Annotated in this window: 15 protein-coding genes; 3 read left to right on the top strand and 12 right to left on the bottom strand. The window is 70.8% G+C overall.

What is annotated here, in order from left to right:
* The 3 genes from MPTA5024_RS38760 to MPTA5024_RS38750 form a co-directional block, all read right to left on the bottom strand.
* On the bottom strand, positions 1–397 hold a 397-nt coding region (locus MPTA5024_RS38760), incomplete at its 3' end, for a DUF948 domain-containing protein (protein ID WP_063794879.1).
* Positions 398–510: 113 nt separating this feature from the next.
* Complete coding sequence (locus tag MPTA5024_RS38755; RefSeq protein ID WP_036333555.1) at positions 511–1,818, bottom strand: replication-associated recombination protein A; 1,308 nt, start codon at positions 1,816–1,818, stop codon at positions 511–513.
* Between the two features lie 10 nt (positions 1,819–1,828).
* The gene (locus tag MPTA5024_RS38750) at positions 1,829–2,317 is read right to left on the bottom strand and encodes a DUF2231 domain-containing protein (protein WP_051459200.1); all 489 of its coding nucleotides are present in this window, start codon (positions 2,315–2,317) and stop codon (positions 1,829–1,831) included.
* A gap of 222 nt (positions 2,318–2,539) precedes the next feature.
* On the opposite strand from MPTA5024_RS38750, the gene MPTA5024_RS38745 reads away from it, so the two are divergent.
* A complete protein-coding gene (locus MPTA5024_RS38745) occupies positions 2,540–3,439 on the top strand; it encodes a peptidylprolyl isomerase (protein ID WP_036333553.1) in 900 nt (299 codons plus the stop codon).
* A 64-nt stretch (positions 3,440–3,503) separates the two neighbouring features.
* On the opposite strand, the gene aspS is transcribed toward MPTA5024_RS38745, so the two are convergent.
* From aspS to MPTA5024_RS43140, 4 genes are all read right to left on the bottom strand, one after another.
* Positions 3,504–5,264, bottom strand: coding sequence for an aspartate--tRNA ligase (aspS, locus tag MPTA5024_RS38740; RefSeq protein WP_036333551.1), 1,761 nt, complete (start codon positions 5,262–5,264; stop codon positions 3,504–3,506).
* Positions 5,261–6,517: a histidine--tRNA ligase gene (gene hisS, locus MPTA5024_RS38735; protein WP_036333549.1), complete on the bottom strand. Its 1,257-nt coding sequence runs from the start codon at positions 6,515–6,517 to the stop codon at positions 5,261–5,263. Before hisS ends, aspS begins: the two co-directional genes overlap by 4 nt.
* The gene (locus tag MPTA5024_RS38730) at positions 6,517–7,200 is read right to left on the bottom strand and encodes an MBL fold metallo-hydrolase (protein WP_036333547.1); all 684 of its coding nucleotides are present in this window, start codon (positions 7,198–7,200) and stop codon (positions 6,517–6,519) included. Before MPTA5024_RS38730 ends, hisS begins: the two co-directional genes overlap by 1 nt.
* Before the next feature lie 123 nt (positions 7,201–7,323).
* Positions 7,324–7,476, bottom strand: a complete 153-nt coding sequence (locus MPTA5024_RS43140; RefSeq protein ID WP_198167683.1) for a hypothetical protein — start codon at positions 7,474–7,476, stop codon at positions 7,324–7,326.
* On the opposite strand from MPTA5024_RS43140, the gene MPTA5024_RS38725 reads away from it, so the two are divergent.
* Both MPTA5024_RS38725 and MPTA5024_RS38720 read left to right on the top strand, forming a co-directional pair.
* Positions 7,469–8,317 carry a peptidylprolyl isomerase gene (locus MPTA5024_RS38725; RefSeq protein ID WP_232326818.1) on the top strand — a complete coding sequence of 283 codons (849 nt, stop codon included), beginning with the start codon at positions 7,469–7,471 and terminating at the stop codon, positions 8,315–8,317. The genes MPTA5024_RS43140 and MPTA5024_RS38725 overlap by 8 nt on opposite strands.
* 44 nt (positions 8,318–8,361) lie before the next feature.
* Entirely contained in the window at positions 8,362–9,606 is a 1,245-nt protein-coding gene (locus MPTA5024_RS38720) for a DUF349 domain-containing protein (RefSeq protein WP_232326817.1), read from the top strand.
* 135 nt (positions 9,607–9,741) lie between these two features.
* Here MPTA5024_RS38720 and MPTA5024_RS38715 read toward each other — a convergent pair whose 3' ends face one another.
* The 5 genes from MPTA5024_RS38715 to yajC all read right to left on the bottom strand — a co-directional run bounded on the left by MPTA5024_RS38715 (position 9,742) and on the right by yajC (position 16,080).
* Positions 9,742–11,922, bottom strand: a complete 2,181-nt coding sequence (locus tag MPTA5024_RS38715) for a RelA/SpoT family protein (protein WP_157099961.1) — start codon at positions 11,920–11,922, stop codon at positions 9,742–9,744.
* Positions 11,923–12,190: 268 nt separating this feature from the next.
* On the bottom strand, positions 12,191–12,697 hold the full coding sequence (locus tag MPTA5024_RS38710; protein WP_084370371.1) for an adenine phosphoribosyltransferase: 507 nt from the start codon (positions 12,695–12,697) through the stop codon (positions 12,191–12,193).
* Between the two features lie 111 nt (positions 12,698–12,808).
* On the bottom strand, positions 12,809–13,861 hold the full coding sequence (secF, locus tag MPTA5024_RS38705) for a protein translocase subunit SecF (RefSeq protein WP_036333538.1): 1,053 nt from the start codon (positions 13,859–13,861) through the stop codon (positions 12,809–12,811).
* Entirely contained in the window at positions 13,861–15,657 is a 1,797-nt protein-coding gene (secD, locus tag MPTA5024_RS38700) for a protein translocase subunit SecD (protein WP_036333536.1), read from the bottom strand. The genes secF and secD overlap by 1 nt, the downstream gene beginning before the upstream one ends.
* Before the next feature lie 42 nt (positions 15,658–15,699).
* Positions 15,700–16,080, bottom strand: coding sequence for a preprotein translocase subunit YajC (gene yajC / locus MPTA5024_RS38695; RefSeq protein WP_051459219.1), 381 nt, complete (start codon positions 16,078–16,080; stop codon positions 15,700–15,702).
* Positions 16,081–16,140 lie beyond the last annotated feature (60 nt).

The raw sequence follows: 16,140 nt of genomic DNA, 5'->3' as shown, positions 1-16,140 counted from the left end.
GGCGCTCGGCGGTCCGCACGGCGCGCGCCCAGCGGCCCGGGCCGCGCCGCTCGCGCCGGGCCATCGCGACCCGCAGGCCGTGTCCCAGCGCCGAGATCTTGATCACAGGTCCGGCGACCAGCGCGGAGACGACCGAGGTGATCTTCACCATGTTGCCGCTCACCTCGCGGACGTTCTCGGTGACGGCCTCGACCGCCACCAGCCGCCGGTTGGCCTCCGAGACCGTCTGGCTCATGTCGTCGAGCAGCGGCGCCAGCCGGTCGCTCAGCTCGGCCACCGACTTCGTGGTCTCGGTGAGCAGCCGGGCCAGCCTGACCAGCACGACGGCCATGAAGCAGACCAGGATCGCCCAGAAAATGGCGACGACCAGGCCCGCGAGCTCTCCCGCGGTAAGCATGTCCCGTTCTCCCTAGATCACCGGAGCTGGAATGGCAAGACCTTACCGCGAACGCCCTGCCCGCCGATCCGCACCACACGCCCCGGCGCCCCGCCCGATCGGGAAAAACGGGCTCAGCCGCCTCTGAGGAAGTCCCTGATCCGGGCCCACCGCTCGCCGTACCGCGCCTCCGCGCCGTGCGTGGTGGGCTCGTAGTAGCGCCGGTCGCGCACCTCCTCGGGCGCGTAGTCCTGCCGGACGAGCCCGTGCTCGAAGTCGTGCGGGTACTGGTATCCCGTGCCGTGGCCGAGCTTCTTCGCCCCCGGGTAGTGGGCGTCGCGCAGGTGGCCGGGGATCCGGCCGACCATCCCCCGCCGTACGTCGTCGGAGGCCGCCCCGATGGCCTTCACCACCGCGTTGGACTTCGGCGCGAGCGCGCAGTGGATCACGGCCTGGGCCAGGTTGATCCGCCCCTCGGGCAGCCCGATGAACTCCACGGCCTGGGCCGCCGCCACGGCGACCTGCAGGCACGTCGGGTCGGCCATGCCCACGTCCTCAGACGCGAAGATCACGATCCGCCGGGCGATGAACCGGGGGTCCTCCCCCGCCTCGACCATGCGGGCCAGGTAGTGCAGCGCCGCGTCGGCGTCGGAGCCGCGCATGCTCTTGATGAACGCGCTGATCACGTCGTAGTGCTGGTCGCCCTGCCGGTCGTAGCGCACCGCGGCCTTGTCGACCGCCTTCTCCACCACCTCGACCGTGACCTCGCCGGCCAGCAGCGCGGCGGCCTCAAGGTAGGTCAGCGAGCGCCGGGCGTCGCCGCCGGCCAGCCGTACGAGCTGGTCGAGGGCGTCCGGCCGCACGGCGACGCGTCCGTCGAGGCCGCGGGGGTCGGCCACGGCGCGCTCCAGCACGGCCCGCACGTCGTCCTCGCTCAGGGACTCCAGCGTCAGCAGCAGCGACCGCGACAGCAGGGGCGAGATGACCGAGAAGAACGGGTTCTCCGTGGTAGCGCCGATGAACGTCACCCACCGGTTCTCCACGGCCGGCAGCAGGGCGTCCTGCTGGGCCTTGTTGAACCGGTGGACCTCGTCGACGAACAGCACGGTCTGCCTGCCGGTCATGCCGAGGTCGCGGCGGGCCTGGTCGATCGCGGCCCGCACGTCCTTGACGCCCGCGGACACGGCCGAGACCTCGACGAACCGGCGGCGGGTCGCGTTGGACACCACGTAGGCGAGCGTGGTCTTGCCCGTGCCCGGCGGCCCCCACAGGAACAGCGACATGGGGGCGTCGCTCTCCACGAGGCGGCGCAGCGGGGTGCCCGGTCCGAGCAGGTGCCGCTGGCCGATCACCTCGTCGAGCGACCGCGGGCGCATGCGCACCGCGAGCGGCTCCTGGCTTCTATGGGCCTCCTCGGCCGCCGAGTCGAACAGGCTCTCCACATCGCCGACACTACCCCTGGCCACCCCACACCGCCGTCGCGCCGCTGTGCCCGGCCCGTACGGCGTAGTACGCGACGGCCACGGCGAGGACCACGGAGACGGCCGAGACCACGACCGTCAGCGCGCGGGGAGCGGGGCCTGAGGCGCCCTCGGGGCCGCGCCGCGCGCGGGTGAGGAAGACCAGCACGAGGGAGGCGACGGCCAGCACGGCGGTCAGCGGCAGCAGGAAGTCCGCGAACGAGGAGTGGAACTCCACCGCCTCCGGGGTGTTCCCGTGGAACATCCGGTGCTCCAGCGCCTCGCCGCTCTCCTTGGCCGCGAACACGGAGACCGGCGCGGCCAGCGCGCACAGCACCAGCGCCCAGTCCAGCTTGTGCCGGAACCTGGGCAGCACCGCGTACGCGATCGCCAGCAGCGCCAGCAGCGGCGCGAACGCCACGGCGGCGTGGACGATCAAGGCATGTGCGGGGAGGCCGAAGACGCGGTCGAACATCTGCATCGCTCCTGAGTACGGGGGCCGGGCGGACGCGCGAGGGTGCCCCCGGCGCCTCACCCTGATACGGATTCGATCGCCAGGAGGTTCCCAGGAAGATCTGAGAACAAGATGAGCGACTGAACCAGTGGTGATACCCGTGGGGCGCCTGCTTTACACGAACCCAACGAGGATCACGGATAGAGTGACGCAGCAGTCGTAAACAAGGGAAAAAGGGAAGGCATAGCGGTGACCGACACTGATCGGCAGAAGCAGCCGGCTCCGTACGGGAGCACGGCCAGGCGCACGACCCCCCTCGGTTCCCGGGGCTTCCACCTCGGACTGGGGCTCGGTGTCCTCGCACTGGCGGGCGGCCTCGCGGCCTGCAGCAGTGGCGGCCCGGACACCACCAACGCCGCGGCCACCGCGTCGGCCTCGCCGTCGTCCGCCGGCCCTTCGGCGGTGCCGTCGACGCTGGCCCCGGCGACACCGACGGCCAAGCCCGCGGACCTGCGCAAGCTGACCTGCGAGTACCGCAAGGACGACACGGGGAGCCCGGCGAAGTTCGTCGGCTACCCGCCGAAGAGGCTGAGCGCGGCCGTCATCAAGGCGAGCACGATGACGATCAAAACCAACCTCGGCGACATCGTGATCGAGCTGGCCACCGGCGACGCGCCCTGCACGGTGAACTCGTTCGCGTTCCTGGCGAAGAAGAACTTCTTCGACAACACCGTGTGCCACCGCCTCACGACAGTGGAGACGAACGGCCTCGGCCTGCTGCAGTGCGGCGACCCCCAGGCCAAGGGCGACGGGGAGAACCCGACGGACGGCACCGGCGGCCCGGGTTACCTGTTCAACGACGAGAACCTGGGCCCGCAGTACACGCGGGGCGTGGTCTTCATGGCTCAGCCGGGCGACGCGTCCAACTCGAACGGCAGCCAGTTCGCGATCTCGTACACCGACGAGAACGCCCAGCTCCCGCAGGCGTACACGCCCTTCGGCATGGTGAAGAAGGGCATGGACATCGTCGACAAGATCGTCAAGGGCGGCGTGAACACCGCCAAGGACGGCGTCGACATCACCAGCGACGACGGCGGCTCCAACGCCCCGAAGATCAAGGTGAGGATCAGGGACGTCACGGTCTCCTAGCGACGGCACCGCGAACGCGACGGCCGCCGCCCCCGGTGAGGGGGGCGGCGGCCGTCGCGTTCGATCAGCCCTCGGCCGGCGCCTGGGCCTGGGCCTCCGCCTTGGGCTTGGCGTCCACCCCGGCCTCCTTGCGCTGGTCCACCGAGATGGGCGTGGGAGCGCCCGTGAGCGGGTCGTAGCCGGACGCGGTCTTCGGGAAGGCGATGACGTCCCGGATCGACTCGCCGCCCGCCAGGAGCATGCAGATGCGGTCCCAGCCGTAGGCGATGCCTCCGTGCGGCGGCGGGCCGTACTTGAACGCCTCCAGCAGGAAGCCGAACTTGCTCTCCGCCTCCTCCTTGGAGATGCCGAGCACGTCGAACACGCGCTGCTGCATCTCGGCCCGGTGGATACGGATCGAGCCGCCGCCGATCTCCATGCCGTTGCAGACCATGTCGTAGGCGTACGCGAGGGCCTCGCCCGGGTGGTCCTGGAAGTTGTCGGCCCATTCCGGCTTCGGCGAGGTGAACGGGTGGTGCACGGCCGTCCAGCCGCCCTCGCCGTCCTCCTCGAACATGGGGGCGTCGACGATCCACAGGAACGACCACTGCGACTCGTCGATGAGGTCGCAGCGGCGGCCGATCTCCAGGCGGGCCGCGCCGAGCAGCTCCCGGCTGGCCGCCCGGGCGCCGGCCGCGAAGAACACGGCGTCGCCCGGCTGGGCGCCCGTCTTGGCGGCGAGACCGGAGAGCTCGGTCTCCGACAGGTTCCTGGCGACCGGGCCGCCGAGGGTGCCGTCCTCCTGGACCAGCACGTACGCCAGGCCGCGGGCGCCGCGGGACTTGGCCCACTCCTGCCAGGCGTCCAGCTCCTTGCGGGTCTGGGAGGCGCCCCCCGGCATGACGACGGCGCCCACGTACGGCGCCTGGAAGACGCGGAAGGAGGTGCCGGCGAAGTAGTCGGTCAGCTCGGTCAGCTCGACCCCGAACCGCAGGTCCGGCTTGTCGGAGCCGTACCGGGCCATGGCCTCGGCGTACGTCATGCGGGGCAGCGGCGCCGGCAGCTCGTAGCCGACGGTCTCCCGCCAGATCCGCCCGACGAGCGCCTCGCCCAGCTCGATGACGTCGTCCTGGTCGACGAACGACATCTCGATGTCGATCTGGGTGAACTCCGGCTGCCGGTCGGCCCGCAGGTCCTCGTCGCGGAAGCACCGGGCGAGCTGGTAGTAGCGCTCCAGGCCGGAGACCATGAGCAGCTGCTTGAACAGCTGCGGCGACTGCGGCAGGGCGTACCAGTTGCCCGGCTGGAGCCGCACCGGCACCAGGAAGTCGCGGGCGCCCTCGGGCGTGGACCGCGTCAGGTTGGGCGTCTCGACGTAGACGAAGCCGCGCTCCCGCATGACCTCGTTGGCCAGGTACGTCGCCTGGGAGCGCACCCGCAGGGCGTTCGCGATCTGCTGGCGGCGGATGTCGAGGTAGCGGTACTTCAGCCGCGCCTCCTCCGAGACGCCCGCGCCGCCCTCGATCGGGAACGGCAGCGGGGCCGACTCGCTCAGCACCTCCACCTCGGAGGCGACGACCTCGATCTCGCCCGTGGGCAGATCGGCGTTCTCGTTGCCCGAGGGGCGCAGGCGGACCTCGCCCGTCACCTTGACGCAGTACTCCGAGCGCAGGTCGTGGGCGTGGTCCTCCTCGCGGAAGACCACCTGGGCCGAGCCGGAGGCGTCGCGCAGGTCGATGAACACGACGCCGCCGTGGTCGCGGCGGCGCGCCACCCATCCGGCCAGCGTCACCTGCCGGCCGGCATGCTCCTTACGAAGCGTCCCTGCTTCGTGGGTGCGGATCACGAGACTTTCCCCTTCAGAACGTCGACGACCTCCGCGAGCGGCACCGCGGTCTGGTCGGCTGTGGTCAGGTCCTTCACTTGCACGGCGCCCGCCTCGATGTCCCGGTCGCCGAGGATCAGGGCGTAGCGGGCGCCACTGCGGTCGGCCGCCTTCATCGCGCCCTTGACCCCCCGGCCGCCGAACGCCATGTCGACCGCGAGGCCGGCCCGGCGCAGCTCCGCGACCAGCGGGAAGATCCGCCGCCTGGCGTCCTCCCCCAGCGGGACGGCGAACACGTCGAGGTGCCGCGGGCGCTCGCCCAGCAGGCCCTCGGCCTCCATGGCCAGCACGGTACGGTCGACGCCGAGCGCCCACCCCACGCTGGGCAGCGCCGGGCCGCCGATCATCTCACTCAGTCCGTCGTACCGGCCTCCCCCGCCGACCGCCGACTGCGCGCCGAGCCCGTCGTGCAGGAACTCGAACGTGGTGCGGGTGTAGTAGTCGAGACCGCGGACCAGCCGGGGGTCGTCGGCGTAGGCCACGCCCGCCGCGGTGAGCAGCCCCCTGACCTCCTCGTGGTAGGCCTTGCAGGCCCCGCAGAGGTGGTCGGTCACGAGCGGCGCCCCGGTCAGCTGGGCCTGCACCTCGGGGCGCTTGTCGTCGAGCACCCGCAGGGGGTTGATCTCCACCCGGCGGCGGGTCTGCTCGTCGAGGTCGAGCCCGCGCAGGAACTCCTGCAGCGCGGCACGGTAGGCGGGGCGGCACTCCTTGCAGCCGAGGGAGTTGATCAGCAGCCGCACCCCGCGCAGGCCGAGCCCGCGGTAGCCGTCGGCGGCCAGCACGATCAGCTCGGCGTCGAGCGCCGGATCCTCCGCGCCCAGCGCCTCGGCCCCCACCTGGGAGAAGTGGCGGTAGCGGCCGGCCTGGGCCCGCTCGTAGCGGAAGTAGCTGCCGGAGTACCAGAGCTTGATGGGCAGCGGGCCGCCGTACAGGCCGTGCTCCAGGACGGCCCGCACCACGCTGGCCGTCCCCTCGGGGCGCAGCGTGAGCGACTGGCCGCCGCGGCTCTGGAACGTGTACATCTCCTTGGTCACGATGTCGGTCGACTCGCCGACGCCGCGGGAGAACAGCCCCGTGTCCTCGAACGCGGGGGTCTCGATGTAGCCGTAGCCCGCGCGGCGCGCCGGCGCGGACAGGCCGTCGCGCACGGCGAGCGCCCACTCCGAACGCGGCGGCATCCAGTCGAAGGTGCCCTTGGGCGCCTGAAACGTCATTAGATTCCCCTGCTCGGGCCCTCGTGCGGCGCGGCCTCCCTGACGTAGGGGTTGGTCGCGCGCTCGCGGCCGATTGTCGTCTGTGGTCCGTGACCGGGCAGGACCGTCGTGTCGTCCGGCAGCGTCATCGTCCTCGCGAGGCTGCGCAGGATGGTGGGGTAGTCCCCGCCCGGAAGGTCGGTGCGGCCGATGGAGCCGGCGAACAGCAGGTCGCCCGAGAACAGGATCTGGGTGTCCTCGTACGGGGTCCTGAACGTCACCGACCCCCTGGTATGGCCGGGAGTGTGGTCCACGGTGATCTCCAGGCCGGCCAGGCTCATGGTCGCGCCGTCGGACAGCTCCCTGACGTCGTCCGGCTCGGTGAACTCCAGCCCCCCGAACAGCTGCTTCGTCTCCGCGGAGAACCCCTTCGCCGGATCGGACAGCAGATCGCGGTCGTCGGGGTGGATCCACGCGGGCACGTCGCGCGCGCCGCAGACGGGGACGACCGACCAGACGTGGTCGATGTGGCCGTGGGTGAGCAGCACGGCGACGGGCTTCAGACGGTGCTCGCGCAGCAGCTCGTCGAGGCCTGCGACCGCGTCCTGACCTGGGTCGACGACGACGCACTCCTCGCCTGGGGCGGGAGCGGCGACATAGCAGTTGGTCTGGAACGACCCTGCGGGAAACCCGGCGACGAGCACGAAGCGGCCTCTGCGTCTCGTGAGGATGTATCAAGGATTACGCGAGCGAATGTAACCGAAGGGTACCGGTGCGGGTCGGCGGGCTGCGAACCAATACCCGTCTGCCGATACGATTCGCCCACCTCAATAGTCATTCTTGGAGTAGTCGAGCCGGATGCTATAGAACGAGCAGCCCTTCGCCGAGCGCCCGCCCGGCGCGGCGGCACGCTCGGCGAGATCGAGATCCGAGCGCGCGACCATGGGAAACACACGCAGTCGGGAGGTCGAAGTGGTCACCGGCAAGGACCGTCAGAAGCAGCTGGCCCGGGAGCACTACCGGAGGCAGATGCAGGCACGCGTCGAGCGCCAGAGGAAGACCAGGCGCAACGCGGTCATCGGCACCAGCGTCGCGGTCGTGGTCGTGATCGGCGCGGTCGTCGCCGCCACGACCCTGCTGGGACGCAAGGACTCCGCCACCACGGCCTCCGCGGCCTCGCCGGCGCCGAGCGCGGCGGCCGCCGCCGACCCCAAGCCGTACGACCCCTCGACGGGCACCTGCGGGTATGTCGCCGACAAGGGCAGCGGCCAGGTCAAGGACGTGGGCATGCCGCCGGCCAAGGTCAGCACCGCCCCGGCGACCATGACCATCAAGACGAACCTGGGCGACATCGTGGCGACGCTCGACTCGTCGAAGGCGCCGTGCACGGTCAACTCGTTCAAGTTCCTCGCCTCGAAGGACTACTTCGACGACACCCACTGCCACCGGATGGGCACGAGCTTCCCGATCCTGCAGTGCGGCGACCCGCTGGCCAAGGCCGACGGCAAGAACCCGACCGACGGCCAGGGCGGCCCCGGCTACCGGTTCGTGAACGAGAACCTGACGGGCGCCAAGTACACCCGCGGCGTCCTCGCGATGGCCAACAGCGGGCCCAACACGAACGGCAGCCAGTTCTTCATCGTGTTCGGGGACACCGGGCTGACCCCGGACTACACCCCCTTCGGTACCGTGACCAAGGGGCTTGAGATTCTGGACAAGGTCGCCAAGAAGGGCGTCATCGCCGGTCCCGCAGGTGACGGGACGGGCGCGCCGAAGCAGCCGGTCATCATCAAAGACGTGACAATCACCAGCAAGAGCTGACGTAATACAACCAAGGGCATTTCGGGCCCTGGAGGCTGATTCAAGTGCGGGAGGACACGGTGACCACCGACCCGTGGGGCCGGGTAGACGAGGACGGCACCGTCTACGTGCGTACGGCTGAGGGAGAACGGGCCGTCGGGTCCTGGCAGGCCGGTGAGCCGGAGGAGGCGCTGGCCTACTTCCGCCGCAAGTTCGACGAGCTGGCCGGGCAGGTCCAGCTCCTCGAGCAGCGGGTGCGCGGGACCGACCTGGCGCCCGCGCAGGCCGAGGCGAGCATCGCGAAGCTGAGGGAGGCGGTCGCCGAGGCCCACGCCATCGGCGACCTCGGCTCCCTGCAGGAGCGGCTCGCGGCGCTGACCGACTTCGTGGGCAAGCGGCGCGAGGAGGTGCGGGCCGCGCGCGACCAGGCCCGCGCCCACGCCCGCGAGACGAAGGAGCGCATCGTCGCCGAGGCGGAGCGCATCGCCGAGGAGACCACCCACTGGAAGTCCGGCGGGGAGCGGCTGCGCCAGCTGGTCGAGGAGTGGAAGGCGGCCGAGCGCATCGACCGCGCCACCGAGGCCACGCTGTGGAAGAGGCTGTCCACGGCGCGCACGGCGTTCGCCAAGCGGCGCAAGGCGTACTTCTCCACGCTGGACGAGCAGCGCGACGCGATCAGAAGCACCAAGGAGCGCATCGTGACCGAGGCGGAGGCGCTGGCCGGCTCGACCGACTGGAACGCCACGGCCGCGGCGTACCGCGAGCTCATGCGCCAGTGGAAGGCCGCGGGACGGGCCTCGCGCGAGGCCGAGGACGAGCTGTGGGCCAGGTTCAAGGGCGCGCAGGACGAGTTCTTCCAGGCCCGGTCGGCCGTGTTCGCCGAGCGGGACGCGTCGTTCGCGGCCAACGCCGAGGTCAAGGAGGCGCTGCTCGCCGAGGCGGAGAAGCTGCTGCCGGTGACCGACGCCCGGGCGGCCAGGAGCGCCATGCGGACGCTGCTGGAGCGCTGGGAGGCGGCCGGACCCGTGCCGCGCGACCTGCGCGACCGGCTGGAGGGCGGCCTGCGCAAGGTCGAGGACGCCGTCCGGCGGGCCGAGGACAGCGAGTGGAAGCGCTCCAACCCCGAGGCCCGGGCGCGCGCCCAGGACACGGTGAACCAGCTGCGCCGGTCGATCGACCAGCTGGAGGGCCGCCTGTCGAAGGCCCGTACGGCGGGCCGCGACAAGGACGTCAAGGAGGCGGAGGAGGCCCTGGCCGCCCGCCGCTCGTGGCTGGAGGAGGCCGAGCGCACGCTCGCCGAGTTCTCCTGATCCTCCGGTACCAGCGACGTGATCTTGCAGAGGCGGGGTTCTGCAAGGTCACGGCCGGCGGCCCGTGACGACGTGCGGTCCGCCCGGTCGCGCCATTCACAGACCGCGGACGGCGGGCGCGGCGGTTCAGCTGATTCAGCTGGTCACGCGATAGACGTCGTAGACGCCCTGCACGTTGCGCACGGCCTTGAGGACGTGGCCCAGGTGCTTGGGGTCGCCCATCTCGAAGGTGAACTTGCTGACCGCCACCCTGTCCCTGGTCGTGGCGACCGAGGCGGACAGGATGTTCACGTGCTGGTCGGACAGGGTCCGCGTGACGTCCGACAGCAGCCGGGGCCGGTCGAGCGCCTCCACCTGGATGGCGACGAGGAAGACCGAGTCGTCGCCCGGCGACCACGACACCTGCACCAGCCGGTCGGCCTGCGTGCTGAGCTGCTCGACGTTGGGGCAGTTGGTGCGGTGGACCGAGACCCCGTGGCCGCGCGTGACGAACCCCACGATCTCGTCCCCCGGGACCGGCGTGCAACATCGCGACAGCCGGACCCACACGTCCGGGTCGCCCGCCACGATCACGCCGGCGTTCGAGTTGGCCCTCAGACGGCCCTTGAGGCGCGTCGGGACCTGAACCTCGGCGATGTCCTCCTCGGCGCCCTCGACGCCGCCCAGGCTCTGCACGAGCTTGTCCACGACGGACTGGGCCGCGACGTGTCCCTCGCCCACCGCGGCGTACAGCGCGGAGACGTCGGGGTAGCGCAGGTCGCGGGCGAGGGCCAGCAGCGCCTCGCCGGACATCAGCCGTTGGAGCGGCAGGCCCTGCTTGCGCATCGCCCGCCCGATGGCCTCCTTGCCGGCCTCGATCGCGGTCTCGCGCCGCTCCTTGGTGAACCACTGCCGGATCTTGTTGCGGGCGCGGCCGCTCTTGACGAACTTCAGCCAGTCGCGCGAGGGGCCGGCGTCCGGCGACTTGGAGGTGAAGATCTCCACCGTGTCGCCGTTGCCGAGGCGGCTCTCCAGCGGGACGAGACGGCCGTTGACGCGGGCGCCGATGCACCGGTGGCCCACCTCGGTGTGCACGGCGTAGGCGAAGTCGACCGGCGTCGCGCCCTCGGGCAGCGCGATGACCTGGCCGCGCGGGGTGAAGACGAACACCTCCGACACCGACAGGTCGAAGCGCAGCGACTCCAGGAACTCCCCGGGGTCGGAGGTCTCCTTCTGCCAGTCGAGCAGCTGCCGCAGCCAGGCCATGTCGTTGACCTGCTTGACCTTGCCCGCCCCGGCGCCGTTCATCTCCTCCTTGTACTTCCAGTGGGCGGCGACGCCGTACTCCGCGCGGTTGTGCATGGCGCGGGTGCGGATCTGCAGCTCGATCGCCTTGCCCTCGGGACCCATGACCGTCGTGTGCAGCGACTGGTACATGTTGAACTTGGGCATGGCGATGTAGTCCTTGAACCGGCCCGGCACCGGCTTCCACTGCGCGTGGATCGTTCCGAGCGCGGCGTAGCAGTCGCGGACCGTGTCGACCAGGACGCGGATGCCCACCAGGTCGTAGATGTCGTCGAAGGCGACACCCTTGGCGATCATCTTCTGGTAGATCGAGTAGTAGTGCTTGGGCCGGCCGCGGACGGTCGCCTTGATCTTGGCCTCGCGCAGGTCGGCCGAGACCTTCTCGATCACCTCGTGGAGGAACAGGTCACGCCGGGGCGCGCGCTCCGACACCATCCGGGCGATCTCGTCGTACCGCTTCGGGTAGAGCATGGCGAACGCGAGGTCCTCCAGCTCCCACTTGATGGTGTTCATGCCCAGGCGATGGGCCAGCGGCGCGAAGATCTCCAGCGTCTCGCGGGACTTCTGCTGACGCTTGTGCTCCGGCATGTAGCGCATCGTGCGCATGTTGTGGAGGCGGTCGGCGAGCTTGATGACCAGCACGCGGATGTCGCGCGACATCGCGACGACCATCTTGCGCACGGTCTCGGCCTGCGCCGCGTCGCCGAACTTCACCTTGTCGAGCTTGGTGACGCCGTCGACGAGCAGCGCGATGTTGTCGCCGAAGTCGGCCCGTAACTCGTCGAGGCTGTAGGCCGTGTCCTCCACGGTGTCGTGCAGCAGCGCCGCGCACAGCGTCTCGTCGTCGGTGCCCAGCTCGGCCAGGATCGTCGCCACGGCCAGGGGGTGGGTGATGTACGGGTCGCCGCTCTTCCGCTTCTGGTCCCGGTGGTGGTAGGCGGCGACGTCGTACGCACGCTCGATCAGGCGCAGGTCGGCCTTGGGATGGGTCGCCCGCACCGTCTTGAAGAGCGGCTCCAGCACCGGATTCATAGCACCCCACTGCCCCCCGAACCGGGCGAGCCTACGTCGTGTGGCCGGCGCCGGTCGGTCCTCCGCGACGGCCGCTTCCTCGCGCTCCGCGTCCGCGGGCACGTCGACGGGCTCGGGGGCGTCGCGGGAGACGATTCCGCGATCAGCCCGCGCGCTGTCGGGCACGACCACATCACGGGGCACACAGACTCCTCACGTCGAGTCCAGATTCCTCAGTGTATCCGTGCTGCCACAGCGCTCCCCGCCGCCCGCCCCGCTCCCCGCCTGCTCACACGCTGACGAGGACGCGGACGTCCACCCCGGGAAGGCGGTCCCGGCCGGCGAGGAAGGACAGCTCCATCAGGAACGACGCCGCGACCACCTGCGCGCCCGCCCTCCTGACCAGCTCCACGGCCGCCTGGGCGGTGCCGCCCGTCGCGAGGACGTCGTCCACGATCAGGACCCGGTCGCCGGGCGCGAACGCGTCGGCGTGCACCTCGATCGTCGCGGAGCCGTACTCCAGATCATAGGACTCCGCCAGCGTCGCGGCGGGCAGTTTGCCCTTCTTGCGGACCGGCACGAAGCCCGCGCCGCTCTGGTAGGCGACCGGGGCCGCGAGGATGAAGCCCCGCGCCTCGATGCCCACGACCTTGTCGAACGCCAGGCCGTCCGCCAGTTCGTCGACGACCTGGGTGAAGGCCGCGTGGTCGGCCAGCAGCGGGGTGATGTCCTTGAAGAGGATCCCCGGCTTCGGATAGTCGGGGACGTCCCTGATGAGCGTGGTCCAGTCGGTCACGACGCCCACCTTAGAGCCTTTCCCCGGCCGCGCACGCGTCCCTGGAGCGCCGAGAGCGCCCCCGCCGCCCAGTCTGGGCCGCGGAGGCGCTCTCGGTGTGCTGTGGGGCCTCTAGCGCTTCTTGCGCTTGTCGGAGCCGGGGACCGCGCCGTTCTGCGATCCGGCGGGCACGGCCTCCTTCGCGTCGCGGGCCGCGGCCTTGGCCGCGGAGGTCTGCCTGGCCGCCACGCGGCGGGCCAGGGCCTGCCACTGCGGCTCGCGCTCCTTGAGCGTCACCAGGATAGGCGTCGCCACGCACAGGGACGAGTACGTGCCGACGATCATGCCGACGAACAGGGCCAGCGACAGGTCCTTCAGCGTGCCCGCGCCGAGCAGCGTGGTGCCGACGAACAGGATCGCCGCCACCGGCAGGATCGCCACGAGCGAGGTGTTCAGCGACCGGATCAGCGTGTGGCTGAGCGCGTTGTTGGCCGCCTGGGTGTAGGTCATCTTCGCGCTCGTGCCGAGCTTGGAGGTGACCTCCTTGATCATGTCGAACACGACGACCGCGTCGTACAGCGAGTACCCGAGGATGGTGAGGAAGCCCAGCATGGTGGCCGGGGTGACCTCGAACCCCGACCAGGCGTAGATGCCGGCCGTGATCACGAGGTCGTGGAGGAGGGCCACGATGGCCGCCAGGGCCATCCGCCACTCGAACGCCACCGACAGGTACAGCATGATCGCGACCATGAAGACCGCGAGGCCGATCCACGCCTTCTGGGAGACCTCGCCGCCCCAGGTGGCGCCGATGACCTGGGAGCTGACCTCCTTCTCCGGCATGCCGAACCGCTCGGCCACGGCCTGCTGGACCTTGGTCACCTCGGCGCCGTCGAGGCTCTCGGTGGTGACCCGCCAGCTGTTCTGGCCGGCCTGCTGCACGATGATCTGGTGCGGGCCGGCCGCGCCGACCGTGTCGCGGATCTGCTCGACGCTGGAGCCCGCCGTGCGGGGGAAGTCGAAGACCGACCCGCCCCGGAACTCCACGCCCAGGTTGAGACCGTTGACGATCAGGCCGACGATCGACAGCAGCAGCAGCGCGGCCGACAGGCCGTACCAGATCTTGCGCTTGCCGACGAAGTCGATGTCGATGTCGCCGCGGTAGAGGCGGCTGATCACGCCCGCCATCACGCCTCCTGCAGGGTCTGCTCGGCGGGGCCCGTACGGCCCATGCGCTCCGCGTCGAGTCCGGACAGCTTGTGGCCCTTGGCGAAGAACCTCATCCGCGCCGCCACCGCCATCAGCGGCTTGGTGAAGAGGAAGACCACCAGGATGTCGATGAGCGTCGTCAGGCCCATCGCGAACGCGAAGCCGGCCACGCCGCCGACCGCGAGGAAGTAGAGCACGATGGCCGCGATGAACATGACGGCGTCGGCCACCAGGATCGTCCGCCGCGCCCGCCGCCAGGCGACCTCGACGGCCGACCGGAGCGTCCGGCGGCCCTCCTTGATCTCGTCGCGGATGCGTTCGAAGTAGACGATGAACGAGTCGGCGGTGATGCCGATCGAGACCACCAGGCCGATGATGTGCGGGAGCGAGAGCCGGAACCCGGCGTTGTGGCTGAGGATCGTCACGATCGAGTACGTGACGACGGTCGCCACGACGAGGCTCGCAACGCCGATCAGGCCGAGGCCCCGGTAGTAGAGCAGCAGGTAGATCACGACGATCAGCAGGCCGAACGCGCCGGAGACGAGGCCGCCGCGCAGCTGGTCCTGGCCGAGCGTCGAGGAGACCGAGGTGACCTCGCTCTGCCGGAACTTCAGCGGCAGGGAGCCGTACTTGAGCTGGTCGGCCAGCTCCGTCGCGCTCGTCTGGTTGAAGTTGCCGGAGATCCGGGCGCTGCCGCCCGGGATGGCCTCCTCGATCGTCGGCGCGACGACGACGACGCCGTCCAGCACGTTGGCGAGCTGGTTGCGCGGCGCCGGCAGGCTCGTGATCCGCCGGGTGATGTCGGCGAACTGCGAGGCGCCCTTCGACTTGAAGTTGACCTGGACGATCCACTCGCCGGTGGTCGGGTCGGTGCCCGCCTGGGCCCCGCTGATCTCCGTGCCCTGGACGGCGGCCTTGTCGAGGATGTAACGGACCGTGCCGTCGTCGCTGCACGCGACGATCTGCTTGTTCGGGTCGTCCTGCGCGCCCTGGCCCCGGTTCTTCGCGGTGCAGTCGATCTTGCGGAACTGGTCCAGCAGCGCCGGCTCGATCCCGCTCGTGTCCTGCCCGGCGAGCGGGTCCTCGCTCGCCTGCGCGCTCGGGGCGGCCGACGGGGAGGCGCTCGGCGTGGGCGTCGGGCTGGCCTTGGCCCCCGCGCCCCTGGCGCCGTGCCTGCGGCCCGTCGCGCCGTTCGCGTGCTGCCCCGTGGCGCTGTTCGCGTGCCGCGCGGTCGGCGAGGGCGTCGGCGCGGTGAGGGCCGAGGACAGCGCCCGGCCGGCCGGCGAAGCGCCGGCGCTCGGCGTGGCGCTCGCCCCGGCACTCGCGGCCGCGCCCGGGCTCGCCGAGCCGCTCGGGGTGGGGGCGGCCGTCGGCATCTGCGCGGGCTGCTCCTTCGCGGCGGCCGCCGCGAGGACCTGGCGCATGCGCAGCTCGGCCGTGGTGGAGACGAGCTTCAGAGCCTCCTGCTGGCCGACACCCGGGATCGAGATCACGATGTTGTCGTTGGCCCGGGCGACCTCGGCGTCCGAGAGTCCCTGCCCGTTGACGCGCGCCCGGATGATGGTGATGGCGCGGTCGATGCTCTCCGACGGCGGAGCCTTGCCGGTCGCGAGGACCGGCGAGAGCGTCACCGTGGTGCCGCCCGCGAGGTCGAGGCCGAACTTGGGGACGAACGCCTTCTGCAGGGCGATCGTCGCGCCCATGGCGAGGATGAGCGCGAGGAGCAGCAGGAGCGTGCGTCCCGGCCTGCTCTGGCTACTGGTCGGTGGGGCCACTGGAGGTCAGTTCTTTCGTCAAAGGATGTGTGATCAGCCTACTCAGGACTGCTTGGTGCTCGTATCGTCTCCGTCCCCCGTGTCGGGCCTGTCCACAACGGGACCGCCGGAGGTCGTGTCATCGGTGACCGTGTCGTCAGACCCGGGGACGTCGTCCACGGGCGTCAGCACGCGGCCGATCGCCGCCTTGATCCAGCGCGTCTGGACGCCCGGGGCCACCTCGAGCAGGACGTCGTCGTCCTCCAGCCCGACCACGGTGCCGAACAGGCCCGTGGTGGTCATGACCCGCGCCCCCGGGGCCAGGGAGTTCTGCATCTGGGCCTGCTCCTGCTGCCGCTTGCGCTGCGGACGGATCAGGAGGAAATAGAACACCACTACCAGCAAGATCAGTGGCAGGAACGTCCCAAGCGGGTTGTTACCCACGGGGGCCACCCTTTCCGTTACGTGATGAACCGGCCGGAGCCGGAGGTCGTGTGCGCTTCC

It is taken from the genome of Microbispora sp. ATCC PTA-5024 (assembly GCF_000511135.2).
Lineage (GTDB): Bacteria > Actinomycetota > Actinomycetes > Streptosporangiales > Streptosporangiaceae > Microbispora > Microbispora corallina.
Note: the sequence above shows the minus strand (reverse complement) of the source record. Positions and strands in the feature narration are given on the sequence as shown.